30 protein-coding genes and 1 riboswitch are annotated in these 24,695 nt (G+C 41.4%); of the genes, 21 read left to right on the top strand and 9 right to left on the bottom strand.

The genetic code is table 11. The features are described from left to right. Positions 1-188 precede the first annotated feature (188 nt). The 5 genes from cobS (at position 189) to HPC67_RS04130 (ending at position 3,408) form a co-directional block, all read left to right on the top strand. Positions 189-986: an adenosylcobinamide-GDP ribazoletransferase gene (cobS, locus tag HPC67_RS04150; RefSeq protein WP_246569617.1), complete on the top strand. Its 798-nt coding sequence runs from the start codon at positions 189-191 to the stop codon at positions 984-986. After that, positions 944-1,570 (top strand): histidine phosphatase family protein, encoded by a 627-nt coding sequence (locus tag HPC67_RS04145; RefSeq protein ID WP_217586157.1) that lies wholly within the window; start codon positions 944-946, stop codon positions 1,568-1,570. Before cobS ends, HPC67_RS04145 begins: the two co-directional genes overlap by 43 nt. Further along, complete coding sequence (locus HPC67_RS04140) at positions 1,522-1,956, top strand: bifunctional adenosylcobinamide kinase/adenosylcobinamide-phosphate guanylyltransferase (protein ID WP_217586156.1); 435 nt, start codon at positions 1,522-1,524, stop codon at positions 1,954-1,956. Before HPC67_RS04145 ends, HPC67_RS04140 begins: the two co-directional genes overlap by 49 nt. A gap of 118 nt (positions 1,957-2,074) precedes the next feature. Next, positions 2,075-2,656 (top strand): cob(I)yrinic acid a,c-diamide adenosyltransferase, encoded by a 582-nt coding sequence (locus HPC67_RS04135; RefSeq protein ID WP_217586155.1) that lies wholly within the window; start codon positions 2,075-2,077, stop codon positions 2,654-2,656. Positions 2,657-2,697: 41 nt separating this feature from the next. Beyond that, entirely contained in the window at positions 2,698-3,408 is a 711-nt protein-coding gene (locus HPC67_RS04130) for an ATP-binding protein (RefSeq protein ID WP_217586154.1), read from the top strand. 173 nt (positions 3,409-3,581) lie between these two features. Here HPC67_RS04130 and HPC67_RS04125 read toward each other — a convergent pair whose 3' ends face one another. Together HPC67_RS04125 and HPC67_RS04120 are read right to left on the bottom strand one after the other, a co-directional pair. Then, the gene (locus tag HPC67_RS04125; protein WP_217586153.1) at positions 3,582-3,995 is read right to left on the bottom strand and encodes a M67 family metallopeptidase; all 414 of its coding nucleotides are present in this window, start codon (positions 3,993-3,995) and stop codon (positions 3,582-3,584) included. 1 nt (position 3,996) lies between these two features. Continuing rightward, entirely contained in the window at positions 3,997-4,854 is an 858-nt protein-coding gene (locus tag HPC67_RS04120) for a hypothetical protein (protein WP_217586152.1), read from the bottom strand. A gap of 361 nt (positions 4,855-5,215) precedes the next feature. Here HPC67_RS04120 and HPC67_RS04115 point away from each other — a divergent pair, with 361 nt between their 5' ends. From HPC67_RS04115 to HPC67_RS04105, 3 genes are all read left to right on the top strand, one after another. After that, entirely contained in the window at positions 5,216-5,860 is a 645-nt protein-coding gene (locus HPC67_RS04115; protein WP_217586151.1) for a BMQ_0737 family morphogenetic spore coat protein, read from the top strand. 135 nt (positions 5,861-5,995) lie between these two features. Next, positions 5,996-6,568 carry a hypothetical protein gene (locus tag HPC67_RS04110; RefSeq protein ID WP_217586150.1) on the top strand — a complete coding sequence of 191 codons (573 nt, stop codon included), beginning with the start codon at positions 5,996-5,998 and terminating at the stop codon, positions 6,566-6,568. Beyond that, entirely contained in the window at positions 6,568-6,867 is a 300-nt protein-coding gene (locus tag HPC67_RS04105; RefSeq protein WP_217586149.1) for a hypothetical protein, read from the top strand. Before HPC67_RS04110 ends, HPC67_RS04105 begins: the two co-directional genes overlap by 1 nt. Before the next feature lie 49 nt (positions 6,868-6,916). Here the strand turns inward: HPC67_RS04105 and HPC67_RS04100 are convergent, their stop codons facing one another. From HPC67_RS04100 to HPC67_RS04085, 4 genes are all read right to left on the bottom strand, one after another. Further along, positions 6,917-7,201, bottom strand: a complete 285-nt coding sequence (locus HPC67_RS04100; protein WP_217586148.1) for an FmdB family zinc ribbon protein — start codon at positions 7,199-7,201, stop codon at positions 6,917-6,919. Positions 7,202-7,213: 12 nt separating this feature from the next. Then, complete coding sequence (gene fmdA, locus HPC67_RS04095) at positions 7,214-8,386, bottom strand: formamidase (protein WP_281417492.1); 1,173 nt, start codon at positions 8,384-8,386, stop codon at positions 7,214-7,216. 630 nt (positions 8,387-9,016) lie between these two features. After that, positions 9,017-10,330: a D-arabinono-1,4-lactone oxidase gene (locus HPC67_RS04090; protein ID WP_217586146.1), complete on the bottom strand. Its 1,314-nt coding sequence runs from the start codon at positions 10,328-10,330 to the stop codon at positions 9,017-9,019. Further along, positions 10,318-11,505: an amino acid deaminase/aldolase gene (locus HPC67_RS04085; RefSeq protein ID WP_217586145.1), complete on the bottom strand. Its 1,188-nt coding sequence runs from the start codon at positions 11,503-11,505 to the stop codon at positions 10,318-10,320. Before HPC67_RS04085 ends, HPC67_RS04090 begins: the two co-directional genes overlap by 13 nt. Positions 11,506-11,585: 80 nt before the next feature. On the opposite strand from HPC67_RS04085, the gene HPC67_RS04080 reads away from it, so the two are divergent. The 9 genes from HPC67_RS04080 (at position 11,586) to HPC67_RS04040 (ending at position 16,625) form a co-directional block, all read left to right on the top strand. Continuing rightward, a complete protein-coding gene (locus HPC67_RS04080) occupies positions 11,586-12,542 on the top strand; it encodes a diacylglycerol/lipid kinase family protein (RefSeq protein WP_246569614.1) in 957 nt (318 codons plus the stop codon). Positions 12,543-12,716: 174 nt separating this feature from the next. Continuing rightward, positions 12,717-13,319, top strand: coding sequence for a TetR/AcrR family transcriptional regulator (locus HPC67_RS04075; RefSeq protein ID WP_217586144.1), 603 nt, complete (start codon positions 12,717-12,719; stop codon positions 13,317-13,319). 58 nt (positions 13,320-13,377) lie between these two features. After that, positions 13,378-13,539 (top strand): hypothetical protein, encoded by a 162-nt coding sequence (locus tag HPC67_RS04070; RefSeq protein ID WP_217586143.1) that lies wholly within the window; start codon positions 13,378-13,380, stop codon positions 13,537-13,539. Positions 13,540-13,689: 150 nt separating this feature from the next. After that, the gene (locus HPC67_RS04065) at positions 13,690-13,863 is read left to right on the top strand and encodes a hypothetical protein (RefSeq protein ID WP_217586142.1); all 174 of its coding nucleotides are present in this window, start codon (positions 13,690-13,692) and stop codon (positions 13,861-13,863) included. Positions 13,864-13,920: 57 nt separating this feature from the next. Continuing rightward, the gene (locus tag HPC67_RS04060; protein ID WP_217586141.1) at positions 13,921-14,178 is read left to right on the top strand and encodes a hypothetical protein; all 258 of its coding nucleotides are present in this window, start codon (positions 13,921-13,923) and stop codon (positions 14,176-14,178) included. An 18-nt stretch (positions 14,179-14,196) separates the two neighbouring features. Further along, complete coding sequence (locus HPC67_RS04055) at positions 14,197-14,352, top strand: XapX domain-containing protein (RefSeq protein ID WP_217586140.1); 156 nt, start codon at positions 14,197-14,199, stop codon at positions 14,350-14,352. Positions 14,353-14,364: 12 nt separating this feature from the next. Continuing rightward, complete coding sequence (locus tag HPC67_RS04050) at positions 14,365-14,541, top strand: XapX domain-containing protein (RefSeq protein WP_217586139.1); 177 nt, start codon at positions 14,365-14,367, stop codon at positions 14,539-14,541. Between the two features lie 192 nt (positions 14,542-14,733). Then, a complete protein-coding gene (locus tag HPC67_RS04045; RefSeq protein WP_217586138.1) occupies positions 14,734-15,408 on the top strand; it encodes a hypothetical protein in 675 nt (224 codons plus the stop codon). Then, entirely contained in the window at positions 15,408-16,625 is a 1,218-nt protein-coding gene (locus HPC67_RS04040; RefSeq protein ID WP_217586137.1) for an efflux RND transporter periplasmic adaptor subunit, read from the top strand. Before HPC67_RS04045 ends, HPC67_RS04040 begins: the two co-directional genes overlap by 1 nt. A 58-nt stretch (positions 16,626-16,683) precedes the next feature. Here HPC67_RS04040 and HPC67_RS04035 read toward each other — a convergent pair whose 3' ends face one another. From HPC67_RS04035 to HPC67_RS04025, 3 genes are read right to left on the bottom strand one after another with little or no spacing between them, the layout of a single operon-like run. Continuing rightward, positions 16,684-18,282, bottom strand: a complete 1,599-nt coding sequence (locus HPC67_RS04035; RefSeq protein ID WP_217586136.1) for an ABC transporter permease — start codon at positions 18,280-18,282, stop codon at positions 16,684-16,686. After that, complete coding sequence (locus tag HPC67_RS04030) at positions 18,282-19,181, bottom strand: ABC transporter ATP-binding protein (RefSeq protein WP_217586135.1); 900 nt, start codon at positions 19,179-19,181, stop codon at positions 18,282-18,284. Before HPC67_RS04030 ends, HPC67_RS04035 begins: the two co-directional genes overlap by 1 nt. A gap of 1 nt (position 19,182) precedes the next feature. Beyond that, positions 19,183-19,815, bottom strand: coding sequence for a TetR/AcrR family transcriptional regulator (locus HPC67_RS04025; protein WP_217586134.1), 633 nt, complete (start codon positions 19,813-19,815; stop codon positions 19,183-19,185). A gap of 448 nt (positions 19,816-20,263) precedes the next feature. After that, positions 20,264-20,447, top strand: a riboswitch (Lysine riboswitch). Between the two features lie 125 nt (positions 20,448-20,572). On the opposite strand from HPC67_RS04025, the gene HPC67_RS04020 reads away from it, so the two are divergent. The 4 genes from HPC67_RS04020 to HPC67_RS04005 all read left to right on the top strand — a co-directional run bounded on the left by HPC67_RS04020 (position 20,573) and on the right by HPC67_RS04005 (position 24,498). Next, complete coding sequence (locus HPC67_RS04020; protein ID WP_217586133.1) at positions 20,573-21,409, top strand: transporter substrate-binding domain-containing protein; 837 nt, start codon at positions 20,573-20,575, stop codon at positions 21,407-21,409. Between the two features lie 141 nt (positions 21,410-21,550). Beyond that, entirely contained in the window at positions 21,551-22,306 is a 756-nt protein-coding gene (locus tag HPC67_RS04015; RefSeq protein ID WP_217586132.1) for an amino acid ABC transporter permease, read from the top strand. Between the two features lie 27 nt (positions 22,307-22,333). Continuing rightward, complete coding sequence (locus HPC67_RS04010; protein ID WP_217586131.1) at positions 22,334-23,062, top strand: amino acid ABC transporter ATP-binding protein; 729 nt, start codon at positions 22,334-22,336, stop codon at positions 23,060-23,062. A 332-nt stretch (positions 23,063-23,394) separates the two neighbouring features. After that, positions 23,395-24,498, top strand: coding sequence for a DUF2325 domain-containing protein (locus HPC67_RS04005; protein WP_217586130.1), 1,104 nt, complete (start codon positions 23,395-23,397; stop codon positions 24,496-24,498). Positions 24,499-24,695 lie beyond the last annotated feature (197 nt).

Below are 24,695 nucleotides of genomic sequence, written 5' to 3'. Positions count from 1 at the left end.
TCTCACGAAAGAATCGGCAAGAATTGCGCTCAAATCGGCAGACCTCACAAAAGAATCGACGAGAACCGCAGAAAGCGCCCGCCTGTAGTGAAAGTCAACGGTGTTAAACGCATTGTCTTTTAAAATAGGCTTCAGATTAATTTGACGTAAAATCAACGCCAAAATAAATTATACGAGGGGATGCGTCCATGATGAAAAGCTATATAAACGGGATGATATTGACGTTGCAATTTTTTAGCGTCATTCCAATCAATCGCAATGTACCAATGACAACCACGCACATCGAACGGGCTATAAGGCTTTTTCCGGTACTCGGCCTTTTATTTGGTGTGCTATATGGCAGCATGGCTTTTCTGTTACATGATTGGACACCTCTTTCGCCCCTTGCTGTGACATTTTTTATTTGGCTGTTTATGATTGTCATCACAGGTGGGATTCATCTTGATGGCTGGATGGATGTTGGCGATGCGTTCTTTTCATATCGAGACCGAGCAAAGCGCTTGGAAATTATGAAGGATCCACGAATTGGTGCATTTGGTGTTTTAAGTGTGAACGTTCTATTGACGGCTAAATTCGTATTCATTTATGAAACGATCTCTATGGCGACAAACATAACTTGGCTGCTTGTTGCTATGATTCCGTTTTATGGACGAATGATGATGGGGCTCATACTCGTTCGTGTTCCGGCTGTAAAAGAAGAAGGACTTGGCAATTTGTTTCAGCAGGCAGCCCGACCGAGTACGTTGTTGAGCTATCTCGTTATGTACGGCCTTTTGCTTTTAGTGCTTGGTTTATGGGATATTAGCGCTTTGCTTTCGATCCTCATTATGGGGGGTATCACCTTGCTGTTATTCTGGTGGCTGAAGAACAGAATTTCGGTTGCGTTTGGGGGCATAACAGGTGATGTCGTCGGGGCAGCAGTAGAAGGAACGGAGGTATGCTTATGGCTGACCGTGTGGCTCTTACATTTTGGCGTCACGGGCTGACAGTGGCAAATGAAAGGCAGCTTTATAACGGCTGGGGCGATGTACCTTTGAGTCCAGAAGGAAAACGAGCGATTCAAAGGATGCACCACTCTTTAGAGGAGCCAGAGTTGCTATTCTCAAGTGATTTAAGCCGTTGTCTCGATACAGCACGTCTTTTGTACCCAGATATGCCCATCGAAAGCGTACCTGAGCTAAGAGAAATAAACTTTGGCGATTGGGAAGGGCACGGGTATGATGCGTTAAAAAATGTGCCTTCTTATCAGAAATGGCTTGATGCCCCGTTTACTGCTCGTCCTGATGGTGGCGAAACTTTTCCAGAATTTACAGATCGTGTTCAACGGGGTGTTGATGTGATTGTTGGACGCATCAATGAGCGAAACGTCAATGAAGCAGCTATTGTGACACATGGTGGTGTGCTGCGGTATCTATTAACATCCTTCGCGCCAGAGAAGCGGCCATTTTTTGATTGGACGATTCCGAACAATGGCGGCTATCGTCTGGAATGGACAAGAGAAGGCTTAAGGAGGCGACAGCGATGCATGTCGTTACAGGCGGTGCTTACAACGGAAAAACAGCGTGGATAAAAAATCATTATATGCTCGAATCAAGAGTTCATCAGTGGATTTCAGCACATGATGGTGGCTCATATCTATTAGAGCAACATATTTCAGACTTTATCGATTTGATCGTTCTCTCAGATGTAGAACAATGGGTGTGGCAATGGGTGCAGCGAGGTGAGACAGATCGTCAATATGGCCAAGACGTGCTGCAACGTTGGCTTGACTGGGAAAAAGCAGAGCCGAATAGAGTGGTTATCGTTATTGGAGCAGATATTTCAAAAGGGATCGTCCCTATGGAAAAAGCCGATCGACAATGGCGTGATTTAACCGGCTGGTTCTATCAAGATTTGGTCGAAGCGAGTGAGCGGTTTGATCTTATTTGGTACGGTGTGAGCAAACGGTTGAAATAATTATAAAGGATATCAGTGTATTGACGAATGCGTCGTATATTTACACGAGTATCACCCTTACTCCTCAAAAAGCGGCATGAGGAGATTATAAATATTTAAAAAAACGGAGGGGTTCATAATGAAATTGTACACAAAAACAGGGGATAAAGGTCAAACAGCTATTATCGGGGGACGTGTTGACAAAGATGATGTACGCGTTGAGGCGTATGGCACTGTCGATGAATTAAACAGCTTTGTTGGTCAGGCGATCGCAGAACTAGCTGATGATGATCGTTTTCGCGATGTTTTTCAAGATCTGGAAACGATTCAACATGAATTATTTGATTGTGGTGGAGATCTCGCTAGCGTATCCGAACGGCGTCCTCTGAAGCTTGAGGAAGCGGCTATTGATCATTTGGAGAAGCGCATTGATGTATTATCAGAGGAAGCACCAGCTATTGAACGCTTCATTTTACCGGGTGGCTCAAAGCCGGCGGCTACTTTGCACATTGCTCGGACGATTACGCGACGGGCTGAACGACTTGTTGTTCGGTTAGCGAAACAAGATGAAACGCTATCAGCGGTTACACTTAAATATTTAAATAGATTGTCTGACTATTTTTTTGCGCTCGCTCGTGTTGTGAATGCTAGATTAGATGTAAGGGACGTGGAATATGTTCGAAGTGCACGCGTGTTTCGGAGCAGTAAGAAAGATTCGTAAGTTAAAAGCGGTCATGTGATATAGAAAGAAGGGGTTAGCGGATGCGTTTGAATCGAGACGTTTTAACGACGGCGTTATCAGAAGGTGAAGAGCTCGTTATCGCTTGTGATAATAGCGGTTCGATTGGGCGAAAGCCATTTGATGATGTTGAGGTTGATTATGAAGTTGTTGCGTACTTTGCTTTTCGAGTGGCATATATGGAATGTGCCGCTGCTGGTGCAACGCCGTTTTCAGTTCTTCTCCATAATTTTAATGGGGACGATGCTTGGGACAGCTTGAAGAAAGGGATTGAACGTGGCTGTCGCGAGCTCAATATACCTGATTTACCAGTGACAGGAAGTACGGAGTCGAACTTTAAGCTTTACCAATCTGCCCTTGGTTTAGCTGTTCTCGGTAAACGGTCTATTAATCATGTTTCGGATAACATACAGCAAAAAGATATGTGTGTTGCTCTCATTGGAGAGCCGTTAGTCGGAAATGATGTATTGACAAATGAGGGGGTCGCACCACTTTGGCTGTTTAATTGGTGCTGCCATAATGAAGGCATTCATGCTGTCATCCCTGTTGGATCCAAGGGGATTCAGCATGAGTTGAATCAACTCGATTCAGTCATAGCACCATATGTAGCGCGATCTGCTTCAATCGATTTTCAACAGTCTGCAGGCCCGGCGACATGTTTTTTGATTCTTTATGATGCTTTGCATGAGGGGGCAATTGTTGAGAAAGCAGGAACGTGGTTTCATAGGTTGTAAATAATAAAGTTATATGTTTCAGTCTCATCCAATCCAAAGAAGCGTGAAATTACTATTTGTAGACATACCACCGACTAAACAGGCGTCATTCGAATGATTCGTGTTTAGTCGGTGTTGTTATACATTGAAAAATTGATTATCAATGAAAGCATATCGTTATAAGCCATTTTGTATCAATAAATAGGATCTATTGAAATGGTACATTCTGTATACGTATCCTGTTTGATATCGAAACATTTCACCTGTGGTTCTTGTGATTTAAGAGATACAATTACCATTTTCACAGATTCGTCAGTATGATGATAGACATCATAGCTTGAAGGAATAGGTGCGGTACTCGGGTGTGAATGATAGATCGCAAGCACATGTTCTTTGCACTTATGAATTTGCTGTAATGTGTCTGCAACAACATTTTTGTGTACGAAAAAACGACTGCTTGACTTTAACTCATTTTCCAGTGTCCATATCGAAAGAACCTTATTGCCGCTTCCTGCTAGTAGCCCACATGATTCATAAGGTAACTGTGTTTCGCCATGCTCAATCATGCTTGTGAAAATAGGATGTGGAATGATGAGATGTGTTGACATACTATTCCTTCCGTCGAAATAAAGACAGAAACGTGTTTTCTTTTTTAGGAGCGTTCTCTTTTTCGTTAGTCTCTATTTTTCTTTGGTTTTCTTCATAATGAGCCTGCTGGAGCTGTTTTTCTGAAGCACGTTCTGATAAAGCACTGTGAGTTTTTACATCGCTGTCTATCGTTACATGACTTAAAGCGTTGCTTGAATTCACCTCTGAAACCTTGCTCTCATTTGGTTTCTTTGGTGGCCTCGCACTTGTAGGGGGAGACATAGGCAAGGGCCGAGACGCCAATCTATTAGGAAAAGAAGATGCTTTTTTCCCTTTTTGTTCAGATGGTGCGTGTTGCTTGTTTTTTGGATAAACCACTTTTTTTGGTTGATTTGTCGTTTGAAGCAGATTTTGCAACTGTTTGAAGCTAGAAGGCGGAAGGACAGGTGTTTGCTGTTGTGACGACTGCCCACTCGCAAAATCAGTCTTTAAGTCCGACGTACCCTCTTTAACCTCTTTTAATTGTTGTTTTTCTTCCTCCGTAATTTTATCATTGATTTGTTTTAGTTGATTTAAGATGACCGCATTGTCTCGTTTTAATTGATTGACAGCCTCTTGGACGTCCTCCATTTGAGTAATGAGTTCGACGATATGCTTCTTGTCATTCTCCAAGTTTCCATCCTGTACGTCTTTCATGGTGTTCATTTCTCCTTCAAAAATTGTCATACGCTCTTTTAAACGGTCAAGTTCAGTTTTTATCTGAAGATCGTTATTATTTGTATGCGAATTGGTTAAGGAATCTACTATACGTTTATAGATTTTTAGTTCTTCATTTAAGAAATCGATGTCCTGTTTATTATATAACTGATATCGTTCCATCAATCATCACCCTTTGACAGCACATTAATATACTATTGATGTGCAATTTGAAATGTGCCAAGTTTGCTTCGATTTGAGCAATCGTCCATCTTATGCTCACTCTTATTTGTATGCGGATAATGTGAAGAATATTGTTCGTTGCTTTTGAAGAAAAGCGCTCGGCTTTATCTGTTACTGTGCAAGATGATCAAGATCATAAACTATTAAATTATGAAAAACTATGATGAAGAACGATACAATCATAGAACAAACATACAAATTAAAGAGAATTCGGCTCCAATTCCGCTCTATTACTATACTTTTATTTTTGGAACACATATGTTGGCAGAGCAAGATAAAATTATATGGAGGTGTTTGCGAGATGCAAGCAAATGATTTGAATGTTGGGCAAGAATTGATATGTATGAATGTTGATAGGGTATATGATTGGGTGCTTAATCAAAATAGTTTTAATGTAGGGCCATTACCTGGTGTTACGTTTCCAGGATTAACACCCCCAATTGCAATAGGAGATATCGTTTCTTTAACAGCTGAAGTAGATGAGGATGCTAGTACTGTGACTGTGACGAATCGTGAAGATATGGATGTCATGGTAGAGGGCGAACTTGTATCTTTACAGCAAGTAACATTACAAAAGGATTTTGTCTTTTCTTTAACGTTAACATTACTAGGTGGGATAACAGCAACAGTTCCTGGTCTAACGTTTACCGCTTATGAACAAGTCGCTTTAAGTGCACCAGAAGGAACAGAGGTTGCAGTATCATTTACGAATATCGATAGCTTTGTTAATACACCTGGTACGCCAGATGCGACTGATCCTATTTTGAACGGCATTACCCTTTCAATCACCGCATGCCAAAACATTCAATCAACGTATCCAGTTACAGTAGAATTCCAGGCTGAGTATTGTGAACCGAGAGAAGCATTACCAACGTCATGTCCAAATGCAATGCCGCCACAAAGTGCTATGATGTTTCCTACTCCGAGCACAGGGAATAATGGCTAGCATTATCGCATAACAATGGAGAGAGGTATTTTCCCTCTCTCTCATTTTTATCGATGTGTGGAAGAACCTTAGAGTATTTTTATTGCGGGAGGGTCTTGCACATAAATAAAACAAACATAAGAGGGAGTGATATGGTTGGAGAATAGTGATTTCCAAAGCATACACGAAAAAATGAATCGCCTTCAACAGCAATCACACGCATACATGGATGATATCAAACAATTGATCACGGAGCGTAATGCAAAAAAACAAACTAACGTAATGAGTTATTTCACCTATTCAATTCACATTTCTCGTGAGCGTTCAAAAGATCATTTGATTTGGGCATCCTACTATATTACGAACGTAAGTGACCATCCAATAACACATCCACATATATGCATTCAGCTGTCAAAAGATACCCCGTTCAACTTCTCAGGGAAATATATAAATGATGTTTCAAAAACAAATCGAATTCCTTCAGATGCATGGGAGCGATTTACTGATCACGATCATAATGATTCGTATTGGCTAAGGCCAATTTACCAGCAAACATTGAAGCCGCATGAAACAATTGCATTTTCTAATTTTCAAGTAAAGTGGCAGTCGCAACAATCTTATGCGGGTAGTATAAAGGGGATTACGTATGGGGATGAGATAAAAGAAGGTATACCAGCAGTGAATCAAATTAATGTTAGTGAAAAAGTACCGAAGAAAGGGGGCGCATAATGACTCAGGATCGTAACGTCCTCCTTGATCAATTGGTGCGTGAGTATATATCTGATCAGTTGGAGACTGCTAAGGAGAATAGTGGTGAAACTGGCAATAGCTTTATAGTTTTGGACAATCATACGATAAATATGCTTCTTACTTATTTACTTTTGTGTAAAGACCGTTCACAGGAGAAGCAAGGGGTTGCTGAAGGGCATATTCCTGATGAACTTTTGCAGGACATTGAAGCTGTTATCGAATCTCAACAACAAAGCTTTGAAGACATTATTTCTTTATTAAAAAATGATCCTCGTTAGTTTATAAGATGAAGGAGGTGCAGGGCTACACCTCCTTCGTCTTGCTTCATTATTGACCAGCTTGCCAAGGCCTTGATAAACGTGGTTTCGATTGAACGGCTTGTTGAATAGGCGTTCCGACCATGTTTTCTTTTTTGACGAGCTTTGGTTCCATCCCTTGCTCGATTGTCTGTTTGACCCGTGAATCCATGCGATACGTTAAAGGGGGACGGAATACCCGCTTAGACAACGTCTCGCATTCTGGGCAATGAGCGACGTCTTTTTTTCCCTTCAACGATGTATGCCATTCTGTAAACTCCCCACATTGAGGGCATGAAAATGTAAAATAAGCCATGTTTCTCCTCCGTTATTTCGGCATGATGTTCTTGGTGAAAATTTCTTTCGGTATACCGATCGTTGCACACGTATTCGGGATATCGACAACTCCTGCTAAATGACCTTGTACAGGTGCACAGCTCAGCAGCATATAAGCTTGTTCCCCCGTATATCCTTGTGTTTTTAAATACTCAATCGCATTAAGGCAGGCGTTTTTATAGGCAAGATTCGCATCCATGTATGTTTGTTTACCGGATTCCTCAACAGATACCCCCTGGAATACAAGGTATTCATTATAATGTGGATTAACAGGACCGGGCTGGTAAACAGGATTTGTCTTAATTTGATATTTTGACATACCGCCTTTAATGACATCGACACGTAATTCAATCCAACCAGACATTTCAATTCCGCCACAGAATGTTATTTCACCATCACCCTGTGAAAAATGTAAGTCTCCAACTGAAAGCTTGGCCCCATCAACAAAAACAGGGAAGTATACACGTGACCCTTTGGATAAATCTTTAATATCACAGTTCCCACCGTTTTCTCGCGGTGGCACCGTTCTGGCACCTTCTTTAGCAACACGATCAAAGTCTGCTCCGGATAAATTCCCAAGTACGACACTTTCTTCCGTTGGTGGATTGGCCAATGGTGGCACACGCTCAGGGTCTGACGCAATAAGCTCTCGTTCACGTCTGTTCCACTCATCTAAAAGCTCCTGAGAAGGTGCAACGCCCATTAAACCAGGGTGAATGAGTCCAGCAAATTCGACGTCGGGCACGTGACGCGAAGACGTGAAAATACCGTTAAAATCCCAAATCGACTTTGCAGCTTCAGGGAAATGGTCGGTGAGAAAGCTACCCCCATTTTCTTTAGCAAAGATACCATTAAAGCCCCATGGCTGTTCATCAAACGTTCCAATATCTAGAATATCTACAACAAGAAGGTCACCTGGTTCAACCCCGTTGACATGCACAGGGCCACTCAGAACATGAACACGCTCTAAATTCACCTTGCGAATATCTGATGGATCATCATTATTTTTGATCTGACCGTCTGTCCATTCCAAGCATTCCATTTTAAACGACTCACCTGGATCAACTGAAAAAGCTGCAGGTATATCGGGGTGCCACCGGTTGTGCCCAACAACATCCTGCTTGTCCATCGTCTTGTTAAGGTCGACTTTAAATAATGTTTTCAAGTGATACATACCTCCTAATTATTTTTGATTATTCTGTATCTACTGGCATCATATCATGAAAACGCATACAAAAACAATGATTATTTTAATGATAAAAATTTATCAGAAAACAGCGAGCGTGTTATGGCACTAGCTGTGAGAATAAAACTAACTGCTCGCTTGGGCAAACGCATATATTAGAAATAAGCCGTATATATTAAAAACGAACCGCATAAAATCGAATCGAGCCGCGTATTACCGAAACGCCACGTATATATTGAAATTCAGCCGCATAACTGCTCCTACAGCCGCATATCTGCTCCCCAGACCGCATATCTGCTCCTGCATCCGTATATCCGCTCATCCGACCGCATAACTGCTCCTGCATCCGCATATTCGCTCACGCAGCCTCATATCTGCTCGTCCAGCCTCATACCCGCTCCCCCGACCGCATAACTGCTCGTCCAGCCGCATCCCGCTCCCCCGACCGCATAACTGCTCCTGCAGCCGCATATTCGCGCCCCCGACCGCATAACTGCTCGTTCAGCCGCATATTCGCTCACGCAGCCTCATATCTGCTCCCCCGGCCCCGCTCAACTATGCCCGGAGCACTTAATCTCCCAATTGAGACCCCATCATTCCTCTTTACCTTCACAGTCCAAACATCTCTCGCAAATACCCATTTAACAGCATTCCATTCGGATCGAGTTTCTTTCTGACGTCCATAAACGCTTCTAGCTTAAGATACGTATCATACAATTGCTGAGCAGACATCGTGTGCATTTTTCCCCAATGGGGGCGTCCATCATAATGGCGAAAGACCTCTTCAATGGCATCAAAGTAAGGCTGGTAGTCCATCCCTTTATACATATGAACAGCAATATAAGCAGCGTCACGCTCGTAAGCGGGACTGAGCCAAATATCATCTTTTTTGACGTAGCGACATTCAATTGGAAAATGAACATTAAAATTGTTTTGATTAATAACGCGCTGAATATCTTCAATGACGTCAGCCATTTGTTCAGCTCGGACGCTATATTCCATTTCGGTAAATTTAACGAGCCGTGGTGTAGCGTACATGTCATGACTCATCCCGCTCGATTGACCAGTCGGAACAGCCTTTGCAGAAACATGACTCACAGTCTTTGAAAAAGATGGCATGGCACGGCATAATTCAGAGAGTGCCCAAAATGCCCCATTTTCTACTAGTAACCCAGATAGATTGGGTGTTGTTTTTGAAGGAGTAGAGAGGCTACTCATTTGTGCATTCATCACTTTAACCTGTACCGTATGCGTATGTGGAAACCAAAAAAATTCAAAGTTACGATTGCTGTGTCGCAGTTCATCGAGATTGTCCAAGCAATCAGATAGCTCAAGTCGGTAGCTTTCCGCGTCAAGCATATATGATGTCACGACGGCCAACTCAACTTTGACGATGATGCCGAGCATGCCTAATGATAGGCGTCCTGCTTGAAAAACGCCGCTGTTCTCAGTTGCGGATACGTTGATTACATCGCCATTTGGTGTCACGATGGTCAGCTTGCTTACTTGCGTGGACAAGCTGCCAAATGTCACCCCTGTACCGTGTGTTCCAGTAGAAATAGCACCGGCAATGGACTGAACATTAATATCACCAAGGTTCTCCATCGCATATCCTTTATCGTACAATAATTGCCCTAGTCGGCTTAACCGTGTTCCCCCCCATACGGTTACACGATGATGCGCATCATCAACGTCCACAATGCCAGATAAATGATCAAGTGATATGAGTACCTCGCTCGAAGCGGCCAGTGGTGTAAAGGAATGTCCAGCACCAATAACGCGGAGCTTTTTGTTTTGCGCCTTGCATGTCTTAACAATGCTCACAACGTCAGAGAGTGATTTTGGATAAAGTAATGCTTCCGGCCTGTTGTATACCGTCCCTGCCCAATTTTTCCAATCCTTGTTACGCCTTAAAGAAAACATTTGTGATCCCCCCTATACGTACGATATGTACCGGTGATTTGCCCTTCCTTAATTAAATGGATGTCATGAAAATGCTCGCATAATTCTCCAGCCTTGCTATGGCGCATGAAAATAGGATCGCCAATCTCTAAATGTACATCACCTTCGTAATAAATTGGTGTTTGGACCTCGCCAGCTCCTTCATTAGCTGTGAGTGTTGCGCCTTTTGGTAGATAGACGCGAGGTAACCTGTCTTCTCCGACAGCACCGGAAGCAATATAACCGCCCCCTGCACACGTATATATATGCCTTGATGGACGACGGGTAATGTCAATCGCAAATCCCATCGCAGGTTCATTATGATGGTCGACATAATCATCAAAGAGGTGTGGATTAAAAAAACCTGATCCGACAGTCATCTCGGTAACAGCATCTTCTTGAGCCGTTTGCTTTAAGCTTCCCGTTCCGCCACCGTTCACAAAGCGCAGTGGAATCCGTTTTTCTTGAATGGCATCACGGATCGCAGCCCGTTTTTTTATGATTTCTTTTGATGCATGTTTTTTGAGCATCCGGATGACCGAGTTTTTCGTTTTTTGCTTAGGATTGTTATCAGTGACACCAGCGATTTGTGCTTCATAGCCCATGATGCCGTCGAGGGTAAGGTACTTTGAGTGAAGGATTCGATTTATGAGTGCCATCGCATGCTCGGTCGTTTTAACCGGTGATCTGTGAACTCCGAAATGAAGCCTAGGGTAAGTGGTTGATAAATCAATGTCGAGACACGTTAGAAAATGGCTGTCGGTTTCTTTAGCGATCGTTTCCAATAGATCAATGTGGAAGGTACTATCAACCATAACAGTTATCGTTTGGTTGTTTTTCGTACGTTGAGCAATCTTTTTTAAATGGGTTTGATTAACTGTTGGATAGGCAATAAGTAAGTCGTCAAATCCGTTATCGTTTAAATAAAGGGCCTCGTCGGCAGCATAGCACATAACACCTTGAAAAATTGGCGAACTATTAAATATATAATTCAACACGTCGATAGAGCGGATGGATTTACTTGCGATTCGGATGGTTTTGCCATTCGATTGAGCGGCAATTCGTTGAATGTTCGTGTCGAAATGAGTCATTTCAATAAAGGCACACGGCTTTGAAACATCTTTGAGCGCCTGTTTAAAATAGTCATATGTTGACATAGACATCTCTCCTTCCTTATACAAATATGTGTTATGAGTATACAGTAAATACTGATAGTTGAAAATAATAATGATGCAATATGCTTTTAAAACAGTTCATTATTGGGTATAGACTGCTAAGAGACAGAAAGGAATGTGAAGCGATGTACCAATATGAGACGGCATTGTTGATATACAATGGTAATGCAGGACATGCTGATACAGAGCAGAAGCTTGCACAAACACTGCCAATACTAAGTCTCGCGATTAAAGCGTTGACGATTATACAGACAGAAACGATTGAAGACTTAAATGAGATTTGTGTTGAATGGGCAGCTAAGGTCGAGTTGTTTATTATTCTAGGTGGCGATGGAACTGTTCATGCGTGTGTTAATGCACTTGCGGCTTTGCAAACACGTCCGACCCTTGCGATATTACCAGGGGGAACGTCAAATGATTTTAGCCGAACCCTCGGTATACCGCAGCAACTGAGAGCAGCCGCTGAAGCGATTCGAGACGGGGAGGAGATCGCCGTTGATGCAGGCAAGGCTGATTCACATTACTTTCTTAATTTTTGGGGGATTGGTTTGGTGACAGACACCTCTCAAAATGTAGATCCAGAGCAAAAACAGAGCCTCGGTGTCCTCAGCTATATGATGAGTACACTTAAAACGCTTGGATCTGCTGAACCTTTTTTATATAAGATGACGATAGAAGGAAAGACATATGAAGGTGAAGCGGTCTTGGTGTTTGTTTTAAACGGACGGTTTATCGGGACAAGAGAGCTGCCAATGTCTACATTATCTGCCCGTGATGGAAAACTCAATGTGCTCATTGTTAAACGATCTAACCTCGCATCTTTTCGTGAATTAATGGCTATGAAAAATCCTGCTACAAATGATGACACTTTCGAGGAAGTTGAGCATTATCATGCAACGGCGTTAACGATAACGACCTCCCCCAAAAAAGAAGTTGATATGGATGGCGAATTGTACCAAACAACGCCATCAGATATTTCCATTTTACCCCATCATTTTCGTATGATTCGCTCTGTTTAATAGGCAAGTACGTGCTTGGGGAATTAGGGGGATCTTTCGTGTTTCACTATATGAAATGCACGTTCAAAAATACTTCATAATTTTGGAAGCTTAATAGTTGTAAATTGTATCAAAAACGTATACAATTTATATAGACTCATTGGTCAGTTTAAGATTCAAGGCAGGTGCAGGAGGATGGCTCCAAGGATATCAGACGAAGCAAAAGAAGAAAGACGTATTAAAATATTGCAAGCTGCATTGGAGTGTTTTTCGGCAAAAGGTTATTACGCTTCAAAAGTCGATGACATTGTGAAATACTCTGGAATGAGTAAAGGTTCGATTTACAATTATTTCAGTGGTAAAGAAGACATTTTTATGAGTATCTTGCAGCACGAAACGGCAAAAATGCATGCTTTAATGGATGCCAGGCTTAAGGAAATCTCCAGCCCGCTTGAACAGTTGAAGTACTGGATCAATTCAGACATACCGTACGACTCGACCAAGAAGAAATTGATGCGCGTCCACATTGAGTTTTGGCTATACTCAACCGATTCACCCGAGGTACAGCATATTTTGACAGATCGCTTTGATCGTAATTTTGAAAAGATCAAAAACATCATTATAGCCGGTCAAAATGAGGGAGAGTTCAAGCAAGATATCGACCCTGAACGCGCAGCAGAAATGTTTTGGGAACTACATGATGGACTGTGGCTGCACCATATTATCGGGTACGCTGAAGAAAAGTTTGCAGAACGGATCAAGAAAATGGAAAAAACAATGTTGGCATTACTCACTTAGGAAATGGCTATTGAATAAAATAAACTGACCAGTCATTTTAAAAGAAGGAGTGAATGTAATGGGAAAGAAACTAAAAGGCATGTTCAAAAAAGAACAGCAAATGCTGGAAAACGACGGTAAATTAGGGGCAGAATATTATCACGTGCAACAGAAGGCAGCAGAGCAGCAAAAACGTAAAGTCATTATTTACTGTGAAAACTTACGTCAGTATTCTCGCTAATTAAGGTAATGATAAATCCATCCAGTTATGAACTGGGTGGATTTATTGCGTTATTCCGCGATGTGAGCTTGAAATTCGGATGTGCGGGTGTTATTCCGCAATATGCGCTTGGAATTCCGCAATGCGGTGCTGTAATTCCGCAATACGTGCTTGAAATTCCGCGATGTGCGGGTGTTATTCCGCAATGCGTGGTTGAAATTCCGCAATGTGCGGGTGTTATACCGCAATGTGTGCCTGAAATTCCGCAATACGATGGTATTATTCCGCAATACGATGTTGTTATTCCGCAATGCGCGCTTGGAATTCCGCAATGCGGTGCTGTAATTCCGCAATACGCACTTGTAATTCCGCAATACGGCGGTGTTATTCCGCAATGAGTGGTTGAAATTCCGCAATACGATGTTGTTATTCCGCAATGAGTGCTCGAAATTCCGCAATACGACGGTATTATTCCGCAATGCGGTGCTATCATTCCGCAATGCACGCTCCAAATTCCGCAAACGCATCACCCCGCATCCTGCAAATAGTCCCTATGCGCCTCTTGCTCATCACCTAGACATTCACGTGACCCTAATTAATAGGAAAAAGGTGGTTAATGTCGTATCATTAGGAAGTACCATATTTTGTATTTGTAACTGATGAAAGGTGTGCGCAGATATGACCATTTTATTTTCGTTTATCGCCGGTATTTTGTTGGGAGTCGTTTTTTCCGTGTTCGATTTACCAATTCCTGCACCACCAAACCTAGCTGGTGTCATGGGCATTGTTGGTGTCTTTTCCGGTTATGCGTTTATCTCGACATTTGTATTATAGGAGGAAATCATCATGAAGTTAGTTGTACGTTCTCTCGTGGCAGGTTTCTTACTTGGCGTTATTTTTTCTCTATTAAGACTGCCAATACCAGCGCCGCCTAACTTACCAGGCGTCATGGGTGTAGTTGGTGTATTTGTTGGATTTATTATCGTGAAGCACTTTAAAACCAAACATAGTAAAGAGGCTTAAACGTTTCTGTCAAAAGGTGTCCGCGAATATTTCAACTTCGTACACCTTTTTTTATTTACTTGATCTTTTAAAGACTTCAAGCTCTATATATTTCTAGAAAAAGTTAACTGATAAATAAAAATCTATTGGAATATTACCTAAAATGAGTTATCATTTATACACAGAAAAGAAAGGATTTTAGAGGAGGTATATATGACATATCGAGCAAATGTCTTTAAAGTTTTGTTTAGGATGGATGATCATTTGTTTCGGATAAAACAGGCAGAAAAAATGCACAATATTTGGTTGTCTATGCTTTGGCTGATCGCACTTAGTATCGGTGTTTATGCGATAATGGCTTCCAAAGGAATGGGTACGACTATTTTGTCTCAAGGCGCAGTTTGGTTGTCTGCACATGAATATGAGGCTGTGAAGTTTTGGTTTGTGATCGGTCGAACTGGATTTGGTTTCATTTTTGCAGTGTGTGTCATATTTATACCATCATTGATCTTACATTACATAACGAAAATACCTTACCAAAAACTTTTGTATATGCAATTAGTCGTTTTGCTGCTTTTACTTTTGGAACGCATCATTTGGATACCGCTCACACTTTATGCAGGACTCGATTGGTATGCGTCTCCACTTTCCTTAGGGCTTATCGCATCATATTTAACGGACGTATCATGGGTCATTTATTTCTTCGGGGCTATTTCACTCATTCAATTCGGCGTTATATGGTTTCAAATGACGTTTATTAAACGCCTCTCAACGGTTAACGCGCATTGGATTTGGACGAGCATTATTTTGCTTCATCTTTGTCAATGGGCACTTGCTGCAACGCTGGCATCTGTAGACGATAACATGCTAGGCAGGTGGTTTAGGTGATGAGGAAAAAATGGCTTGTCGTCGGCATCATTCTGTTCATTAGTCTAAACACGTGTTTGATCCTGTTTGATAATGATGACCATATTGACCGATTGGTTTTTGTAGACAAGTGGGATAAAGTGTTTGAGGAAGATTTATATGAGTACTTGGAAAAGGACAGTGTATTTGATTATATACATGAACACAATGTTTACTTTGATGAACTCTCAGGTGATTTCGAACAATTTCTCGTTGAAGAGGGAAGTAAAGTCAGTGTAGGAGACGCTTTATATACATACGACGTAAGAGATATTGCAGAAGCGAAAGCGTCATTAGAGGAAAAGGCACAGCAATTAAAAGATGATATCGTGACGGTAGAAGCTGCACTTACAAAAATAAACATGACGACCGTTGAAAACGACACCATATCAGTCCTGCTGCCAGATGAGGAGCAAACAGTGGAAATTCCTCAAGACACGAGTGAAGCGAATATGTTGAAGACACAATTTATAATTGAACAGGAAAAAGAATTGGAGCGGTTGCAAGCACGATTGGCTGCTGTAAAAGCTGATACTGCATCGTTAGATAGGGAGGAAGAAACGATTACTGTTACAAGTCCTTATGATGGAACAGTTATCAAGATCTCGGAGTCACTTGAACCCCCGCTGATGACAATTGCAGAACCTCAATTGCAAGCTAGGGGAATCTTAACAGAACAGGACCGTATGATTGTGAATCTAGATATGCCTGTCCAGTTAAGGTTAACGGCACAAAATGTAACGTTAGATGGAACCATTTCCGCTATGAATGATCAACCGGAGCAAGTTGAATTGGAGGATTCAAATCATTATTCATTCTTTGTTGAAACTGAGGCGTTAGAGCAGCTCGATGTTCCCATTCTACCAGGGTATCATGCTGATGCGACCATTACATTAAAAGAATCACTCAGTGCATCAACGATCGAGGCGTCATGGCTTTTTGACCAGAGCATTTGGAAAATGACATCTGCTGGGACCGTGGAGTCGCAGAAGGTCGAGCGTGGTATACAAATGGGGTCGAGTGTTGAAATCATTGATGAGGTAGAACCAGGAACTTGGGTTGCAATTGATGTAAGTGATCAGTTTCAAGAAGGAGCCCAATTTATCACGCCTCTTAAGCTAGGAAAGATTAAATGGCATGATATCGGACAAACGGGAAATTGGAAACGACATGTTGTAGCAGGTTTGCTCGCACGGTAATCATATAAAAATGGAGGTAGTTGCATCGATGCAACTACCTCCATTTTAAATTCCCATATCAGCCTGCTATATCTCTCTTTTGATAACCGGTTAGACCGACTATAAATAATCCAACCGCCACAAGTGCAAGCACTATGAGTGGTAAGGCAGTCATGTCTTCGATCGGTATTTGTGGGACATGTCCGTATGGTGATACATTTTGCAACCAATCAGGAATATCGAGCAAGCCACCTAAATAGATTGCTAGAAAAGAATAGAACACATAAAACCAAACAAGTGATAATAATCTTGGTATGACGCCAATGATGCATGCACTAAAGGCGATCATGACGATCGTTGCCATATAATAACTCATACTACCACCGAAAATTAAGCCGAATGATAATGGGTCATCCATGGTCACTTGAGCTGCTGTCCATAGACCAATTGCACTAAGCGACACCATTATAAAGCCGTTGAAAAGCGCAACACCAATATATGTGCCCATTTGGCGTGAACGGGACACTGTGCGTGATAGTATATGTTCATTTCGCCCCTTTTTTTCCTCTGTATAGAGACGATTCATTGCCATGACTGGTGGTACTGTTGCAATCAAACTGATAACAGCTAACAATAAAGGGAGAAATTGCTCTGTTATCGAATTGTCGCCTTGAGCAACAATCATTTCGTTGAGCATGTCGTTACCTGTAATGAACGTTTCTAAGTCTCCTAAGACTGAGCCATACATAAGACCAAGCATGAGTAATGCAACGCCCCATGTGATCATCCCAGTGCGTTGTAGTTTAAGTACGAGTCCTAATGGTCCATTTAAAAGTGAAGATGCGTGCTGTTTTCCAGGACGAGAAGGGATAAGACCTGCTTCTAAATCTCGTTTGCTGTATAAGAATGCAGCTCCAGCAAATAAAACACATCCGCCTATTCCTAAAACGATGACAGGCCACCAATTGTTAGAATAATAGGCATCTGTTGCGGTTACCCAACCGAGTGGTGAGAGCATTGATAATGAAGACTCATCCACATCACCGGCTGCTCTAATGAGATATGCGAGAAGCAGAAATCCCATAGATAGACCAAAGACATTGCGACTTCCTTGCAACAGCTGGCTAAACAACGCTGTTATGCCAGCGAAAAATATGCCAGTAGCACCAATTGTTCCCCCATACAATAGAGAGCCTTCCAATGACATGGATTTAATGCCAAGCGACGCAAGCCCTACACCGATTACCAAAGCAAGCAACACATTTGTCAATGTCACCACGATAAAAGAAGCACTTAAGCTCGAAAGGCGACCGACAGGGAAGGACCGAATCATTTCGAGACGTCCATCTTCCTCATCTTGTCGATTATGTCGATTGAATAAGAGAATGCTCATCACACCAGCAATCAGAGCAGTAATTAAGAGCATTTCATGTGCTGTCATGACCCCAATTGTGTAAGGCCCTTGTGACATTGGCCCAAGCATTGCAGTTATTGCAGGGTTATCCATTGTTTGACCAAGAATGTCTCTTTCTTGTTGGGTAGGGTACAATTCTTCAAAGGCAACGGCCACCATAAATATCATAACCGTTAGTGAGATGACCCATACGGGAATACGGATACGATCACGCCGTATGTTCAACTTGATGAGCATGTTCGTATTAGAAAATAGCGATCGCATTACGATGCGCCTCCTTTTTCAGCCCCTTCATAATGCCGCATAAACAAATCCTCTAGTGTAGGTGGGGTGCTGACCATATTAACGATGCCGTGCTGACTTACATATTTCATAATAGCATCCATCTGTTCTGTGTCGATTTGAAAATCATAGATGGTGTTTTTGACGACAAGGTTGTGTATCCCTTTCATACGAGCTAATTCTGAGAGGGGCTCTTTCGTTTCAATGTGTAAATTCGTCCGTGTTAAATGGCGCATATCATCAAGTGTTCCAGACTCTATGAGCTGACCCTCGCGAATAATTCCGACTTTATCACATAAACGCTCAACTTCAGACAATATATGGCTGGATAATAATATGCTCTTGCCATTGTTTTTTGCATCAATGACATAGTCTTGAAATACGCGCTCCATTAAAGGATCAAGCCCTGAAGTTGGTTCATCCAGAATATAAAGATCAACATCTGCAGCAAGTGCTGAAATTAAAGCGATTTTTTGTCTGTTTCCTTTCGAATAAGAGCCACACTTTTTCGTTGGATCAAACTGGAAATCTTCAATGAGTTCATCACGACGAGCGACATCGATTGGGCCGCGCAGCTTTAAAAATAAATCAATGACCTCGCCACCTGTTAAATTCGGCCACAGATTGACGTCTCCAGGTACATAGGCAATGCGTTGATGAAGGTCAACGGCATCTGTCCATACATCTTTTCCAAAAATAGTTGCTTTACCTGATGTTGCCTTTAGCATTCCGAGTAAGATTCGGATCGTTGTTGATTTTCCAGCTCCGTTTGGACCAATAAATCCGTAAATTTCCCCTTCATCAACTTCAATGTTCACACCATCAAGTGCTGTGAATGTCCCAAATTTCTTTGTTAAACCCGTCGTCTTCAAAATCGTCATCTTAATCCCTCCCATGCGTTATAAAGGCTTTTTCCAATGTTTCTAGGTAATCGTCAAATAAATCCCAATAAGGTTCGAAAGCAATGGTTTTAACATTTTTATGCTTTAGTTTTTCAATCAATTGTTTTTCAAAGCCATCAAATGTCCATTGGATCACTTGCATGACTTTCTCTTTGTCCATATCGCTTCGAAATAGAGAGTAGTCAATGTTGTCATACATTTTTTGATAGGCGTCGGTATATAAGGTGTCGTATCTTTTTTGTATATCCTTTGGTAATTCTGCGTGTTCCGAGATAAGAGCAGTGCTAAGAAATTCAAAAACATTCGGGTGCTTGGCATATACCTCAAATTTGTATCGCGCCGCTTTTTGAACGCGTTTAATAAAATTTTTCTCAGTCATGTCAACTTGATCAATATATAATGTTTCAACGATGTCAAAGCTGTACCGCAATAAATAATGAAAGAGCTCCTTTTTACTTTTAAAGTAATAAAACAGCATACCTTTTCCGATTCCAGCAGCTTTCACAATTTCATTTGTGGAAGCTTGATCAAATCCTTTAGCAGCAAACTCATTGAGTGCTGCGTTTAGTATCCGTTGTTGCTTGTCAGGTTCGATGTTGAGAAACGATTCCACGTTGAAGCCTCCTTTGCACCTGTTTGATTAGACCGGAGTGGTCAACATGGTTTTAGTTTACCACGTTAGACCGGAGTGGTCAATGAGGTGTTAAGGTCTTTTATGTAAAAAAATGTGTATGTTTATTAAGCTTGCACGATCGTTCGGAAGCGTCGCTGAAATATGCGGCGCTTTCAGTGCTTATGCGTCTCCATGGGCGCTTATGCGGCACATTTTTAAAATATGCGTGCCATTTGTTATATATACGTGTCCAAACGGATATATACTGCATAGATGTGATATATGCGGCTATACGTGGGTTTATACGGTTATGTGCTTCCGTACGCTTTTTTCAAATGGTTGATCCTTTTGGACTGCTCTTTTTGAATTCATTTTCGAAGTGTCCTTGACAAATCAAATGTGCCTCGATATAATATGGGACATAATTTAATAAGGCCTCACTTTTAGCAGGTGAGGTAGAGGCGCGACGTTTAACGGTCAGCAGAAGAGCTTGAGGAAGCGAAGATGCTGCATGACTAGGAAATGTCGCCGAAGCGGATAATAGCCTCACTATTATCCAGCTGGGTCTGTAGTCAATAGCTGCAGGACTGTCTTGATAAATTTCCAATTTATCGAGTTGAGCTATCTCATTATGAGAAAAGAAGAGGAATGACGGGCATTTATAAAATGCGACCCAAGTTCATCTCGGGTCGCATTTTTTGTTTTGTTCGCCCTTATTGATCAAACACGTATAGAAGAAATGGGAGGAGAAAAAGCAATGAAAAAGAGATTGGTTTTATTGTTAGTTGTTATGTGTCTCGGAGTGATAACGATGCTCACAGGATGTGGAACAGATGAGGCATCCGGTGAGGAAACGAATGAGGATACATTTGTCGTCGGTCTTGAAGCAGGCTACCCACCATTCAACTGGACGCAAATGGATGATGCGAATGGTGCTGTGAAGATTGATGGCAATTCGGAATATGCTGGTGGATATGACGTGGAAATTGCAAAGCGTATTGCGGAAGGGCTCGGCAAAGAGCTCGTTATTGTAAAAACGGAATGGGATGGTCTCGTACCAGCACTTACATCAGAAAAGATTGATGCGATTATTGCTGGGATGTCGCCAACAGCAAAGCGAAAAGAAAGCATTGATTTCTCTGACGTGTATTACCAATCAGATCTCGTTATGGTTGTGAAAAAAGGCGGCGCGTACGAAGATGCTCAGTCCATTCATGACTTTTCTGGTGCTAAAATAACAGGTCAGCTCAATACATTCCATTATTCAGTTATTGATCAAATTGAAGGGGTGGACAAGCAAACAGCTATGGACAATTTTCCAGCTATGCGTGTCGCATTAGAATCTGGTGTTATTGATGGGTACGTCACTGAACGTCCTGAGGCCATCAGTGCTTCCAATGCTAATGACAACTACGCTATGGTCGAGTTTACAGACGGTTTTTCAACGTCAGAGGAAGATACAGCAATTGCAGTTGGACTTCGTAAAGAAAGTGATCTAACAGAGCAGATCAATGATATTTTGGCAAACATCTCAATAGAAGAACAAACAGACATTATGGATGCAGCCATTCAAAATCAGCCTTCCGCTCAGTAAACATAAAAGGCCAGACAGATCATTCTCAAGGCTTGTCTGGCCTTTTATACAGCATGCATGTGTCCATCATCGGATAACATGTTAGTCTAGAAAAAGTCAGATTAAAAAGAGCAAGCTGAAAAGCAGTAAGGAGCAATTATTATGAGTTTTGAGTCCGTCATAAAAATCGTTACAGAAAATTGGCCCATGTTTTTACGGGGGGCAGGTGTAACGTTATTAATCTCTATGGTAGGAACGATTATTGGGGCACTAATTGGTTTGTTGATTGGTGTTTTTCGGACGATTCCTAGACCAGACCGTTTGTTTAAACGGATCATTCATCGCGTATTGGGTGGGCTGTTTTCAGCTTATATTGAAATCTTTCGTGGCACACCGATGATCGTTCAAGCGATGGTTATTTATTACGGATCAGCGATGGCATTTGGCATTGATATGGATCGATTGTATGCTGCGATTTTTATCGTATCAATCAACACCGGTGCGTACATGTCGGAAATTGTGCGTGGCGGCATAGTTTCTATTGATAAAGGACAATTTGAAGCAGCGCAAGCGATCGGGATGAATCACATTCAAACGATGCGTCACGTTGTTTTGCCACAGGTGATGCGTAATATATTGCCAGCAACGAGCAACGAATTCGTTATTAATATAAAAGATACATCTGTTTTAAACGTTATTTCAGTTACAGAACTCTATTTTCAAACGAAAACAATTGCGGGAAATAATTTTAAGTATTTCGAGTCATTTTTAATTGCTTGTATCATTTATTTCGTTATGACATTTACAGTGACACGTATTTTGAGATTCATTGAAAGAAAAATGGATGGTCCTGACAACTATATGATGGCAGGTAATCAAATGCAGGTCACAACACCACAATTTAAGGAACAATCATAGGATTAAACAAGATGGGAGCAAGACACGATGCAACCAGTAATAGAAATTCAACATTTAAAAAAATCATTTGGCAGTCATGAAGTCTTAAAGGATATTGATTTTACGGTCAATAAAGGTGAGGTCGTATCAATTATTGGCTCATCTGGATCAGGAAAGTCTACACTTTTACGCTGCATCAATTTACTAGAAAAGCCAACAGGCGGCCAAATCATATATCAAGGTGAAAATATACTAGATGACACGCATGATATGAATGCGTATCGGAAAAATCTCGGTATGGTCTTTCAGCAATTTAATTTGTTTAACAATCATAATGCCCTCGGTAACTGTGTCATCGGACAGCGTAAAGTATTAAAGCGCTCTAAAAAGGAAGCCGAGGATGTCGCGATGAACTATTTACGTGACGTTGGTATGGAACAATATATTCATGCAAAGCCGAAACATTTATCGGGTGGTCAAAAGCAGAGGGTTGCTATTGCACGTGCATTGGCAATGGAGCCTGATGTATTGCTGTTTGACGAGCCAACGTCAGCACTAGACCCTGAAATGGTCGGTGAGGTGCTCAATGTTATGAAGTCGCTCGCACATACGGGTCTGACAATGCTGATCGTCACCCATGAAATGGAGTTTGCGCGAGAGGTGTCAGATCGCATCGTCTTTATGGATCAAGGCGTTATTGTAGAGCAAGGCCCTGCCCAACAACTATTTGACAATCCAACTGAAGAACGGACAAAAGCATTTCTCCGAAGATTTTAATGAGCCTCCGTTTCAGGGATCGTATGCGCATACTCATGCTGCTGCGATCCTTTATTTTATGGAACAAACTCATAATACGTGCTTGATTAATCTTATGTGAGTTTGTTAGTATGTACATAACCTTATTCATTTTCCAAATTTCCCCTCTATTATTGACCCTATCTGGTCCAGATCACACCCTTAAAGCTCCAATTCAAAACTAACGACAGTACAGTAGACAGCAGACATAATATCTTTTTCTACATATTGCTTGATCGCAAACGTTAAGAGAATGATTCACCCTAATAATTCAGAAATAATAAAATATTAATTTTAAACTAGGAGGTCGCGGAATGGATATGGACATGCTGGATATGCTTAAAGTAGATATGGAACGAACGTTAAAATCGCTTGATTTTGAACAAATGGACCAAAAGCTCCCTATACTTAAACAGCAATTAGAACTCATTGAGCGGGTTTATCTTTTATATACGGCAAAGCAGCAATGTCGTTTTTTAGACGATGAAGAAGAAGATTCTAAAATTGATCATGACCAGCTTCATCGTCATAAACAATCAGATGTAGCAGATGAAAACGATTGTACGAATCAACAATTAGAAGCTAGTGATCGTGACCTCGAGGAATCCGTTCGTCATCGTATGTTTACATTTGAACGCAAAATTAGAGGGGGATTTGTCCCAGAAATAGCCGGTTTCGTTCCGGAGGGTATTATTCGAAAGCTCGGACTGTCACACGGAGATAAAGTATATGCGAAAGCAATTGAAGGACCTGAGTCATCGAGTAATCATTTTCGTTATGAGCTTGCTGAGAAGGGAGATGGCAAGGATTTACCTGAGCGCATTCAATATAATTACTGTCCTGTAATTAAGGAAGCTGGTCGACTTGTTGTCGAAAAAAGCGCTGAGACAGGTGCGTATATTCGTTTTAACGACAGCATTTATCCGATTTTATTGGATGAAAATGATGTCTTTAATTTTAAAATAGAAGAAGGCGATTTAATAGATATTGCATACAAATCCCCTCATATTGATCAAGCGAAAGTACTTTGGGTACATAAGGTAGAAGAACTTCATATACCTGAGGTGTCTGTCACAAATAAAAAATCTCTAAAGAATAACGATAAGGTTGATGTTGATTTAGATCAGACGTTGGACAATAAAACTGTGCTCGTCATTGGAAATGAACCGATGAAAAGCCTTTATAAAGATGCCATCGAAAAAAGAGGCGGTCTCTTTTTATGGGGGGATACAAAGGACGATCTAACACGTTTAAAAGCACTCGTGAGACAAACTGACATATGCGTCTTTTTGCTAAGTGTTTCTGGCCATGTCGGTATGGAACATATTAAACAGATGTGTAAGGATTATGATGTTGCATTTCAAACGACGTGGAGCAATGGCCAATCTTCTGTAATTCGATTAGCAGAAGGGTCTTAATGCACTTGGTAAATAACGATTAAAATGCTCAATTCATGAACGGTAAACGTTGTGAGTTGAGCTGTTTTTTGTGCTTTAAAGTAGCCTTTAATGTCATAAAAAAACGAGCGGGATTAATGGGTGTTTTCAAAAAATTCTCCAATACATCTAGACAAAATAACTGTAAACCGCTATTATGTAATAACGGAACATATATG

This window comes from Lentibacillus saliphilus (assembly GCF_019093865.1).
GTDB lineage: Bacteria > Bacillota > Bacilli > Bacillales > Amphibacillaceae > Lentibacillus_B > Lentibacillus_B saliphilus.
Note: the sequence above shows the minus strand (reverse complement) of the source record. Positions and strands in the feature narration are given on the sequence as shown.

Bases quoted from the DNA above. Each gene is read 5' to 3' on its own strand.
- cobS (WP_246569617.1), top strand. From the start codon at position 189: ATGATGAAAAGCTATATAAACGGGATGATATTGACGTTGCAATTTTTT.
- HPC67_RS04145 (WP_217586157.1), top strand. From the start codon at position 944: ATGGCTGACCGTGTGGCTCTTACATTTTGGCGTCACGGGCTGACAGTG.
- HPC67_RS04140 (WP_217586156.1), top strand. From the start codon at position 1,522: ATGCATGTCGTTACAGGCGGTGCTTACAACGGAAAAACAGCGTGGATA.
- HPC67_RS04135 (WP_217586155.1), top strand. From the start codon at position 2,075: ATGAAATTGTACACAAAAACAGGGGATAAAGGTCAAACAGCTATTATC.
- HPC67_RS04130 (WP_217586154.1), top strand. From the start codon at position 2,698: ATGCGTTTGAATCGAGACGTTTTAACGACGGCGTTATCAGAAGGTGAA.
- HPC67_RS04125 (WP_217586153.1), bottom strand. From the start codon at position 3,995: ATGTCAACACATCTCATCATTCCACATCCTATTTTCACAAGCATGATT.
- HPC67_RS04120 (WP_217586152.1), bottom strand. From the start codon at position 4,854: ATGGAACGATATCAGTTATATAATAAACAGGACATCGATTTCTTAAAT.
- HPC67_RS04115 (WP_217586151.1), top strand. From the start codon at position 5,216: ATGCAAGCAAATGATTTGAATGTTGGGCAAGAATTGATATGTATGAAT.
- HPC67_RS04105 (WP_217586149.1), top strand. From the start codon at position 6,568: ATGACTCAGGATCGTAACGTCCTCCTTGATCAATTGGTGCGTGAGTAT.
- HPC67_RS04100 (WP_217586148.1), bottom strand. From the start codon at position 7,201: ATGGCTTATTTTACATTTTCATGCCCTCAATGTGGGGAGTTTACAGAA.
- HPC67_RS04090 (WP_217586146.1), bottom strand. From the start codon at position 10,330: ATGTTTTCTTTAAGGCGTAACAAGGATTGGAAAAATTGGGCAGGGACG.
- HPC67_RS04085 (WP_217586145.1), bottom strand. From the start codon at position 11,505: ATGTCAACATATGACTATTTTAAACAGGCGCTCAAAGATGTTTCAAAG.
- HPC67_RS04080 (WP_246569614.1), top strand. From the start codon at position 11,586: ATGCTTTTAAAACAGTTCATTATTGGGTATAGACTGCTAAGAGACAGA.
- HPC67_RS04075 (WP_217586144.1), top strand. From the start codon at position 12,717: ATGGCTCCAAGGATATCAGACGAAGCAAAAGAAGAAAGACGTATTAAA.
- HPC67_RS04070 (WP_217586143.1), top strand. From the start codon at position 13,378: ATGGGAAAGAAACTAAAAGGCATGTTCAAAAAAGAACAGCAAATGCTG.
- HPC67_RS04055 (WP_217586140.1), top strand. From the start codon at position 14,197: ATGACCATTTTATTTTCGTTTATCGCCGGTATTTTGTTGGGAGTCGTT.
- HPC67_RS04050 (WP_217586139.1), top strand. From the start codon at position 14,365: ATGAAGTTAGTTGTACGTTCTCTCGTGGCAGGTTTCTTACTTGGCGTT.
- HPC67_RS04045 (WP_217586138.1), top strand. From the start codon at position 14,734: ATGACATATCGAGCAAATGTCTTTAAAGTTTTGTTTAGGATGGATGAT.
- HPC67_RS04040 (WP_217586137.1), top strand. From the start codon at position 15,408: ATGAGGAAAAAATGGCTTGTCGTCGGCATCATTCTGTTCATTAGTCTA.
- HPC67_RS04035 (WP_217586136.1), bottom strand. From the start codon at position 18,282: ATGCGATCGCTATTTTCTAATACGAACATGCTCATCAAGTTGAACATA.
- HPC67_RS04030 (WP_217586135.1), bottom strand. From the start codon at position 19,181: ATGACGATTTTGAAGACGACGGGTTTAACAAAGAAATTTGGGACATTC.
- HPC67_RS04020 (WP_217586133.1), top strand. From the start codon at position 20,573: ATGAAAAAGAGATTGGTTTTATTGTTAGTTGTTATGTGTCTCGGAGTG.
- HPC67_RS04015 (WP_217586132.1), top strand. From the start codon at position 21,551: ATGAGTTTTGAGTCCGTCATAAAAATCGTTACAGAAAATTGGCCCATG.
- HPC67_RS04010 (WP_217586131.1), top strand. From the start codon at position 22,334: ATGCAACCAGTAATAGAAATTCAACATTTAAAAAAATCATTTGGCAGT.
- HPC67_RS04005 (WP_217586130.1), top strand. From the start codon at position 23,395: ATGGATATGGACATGCTGGATATGCTTAAAGTAGATATGGAACGAACG.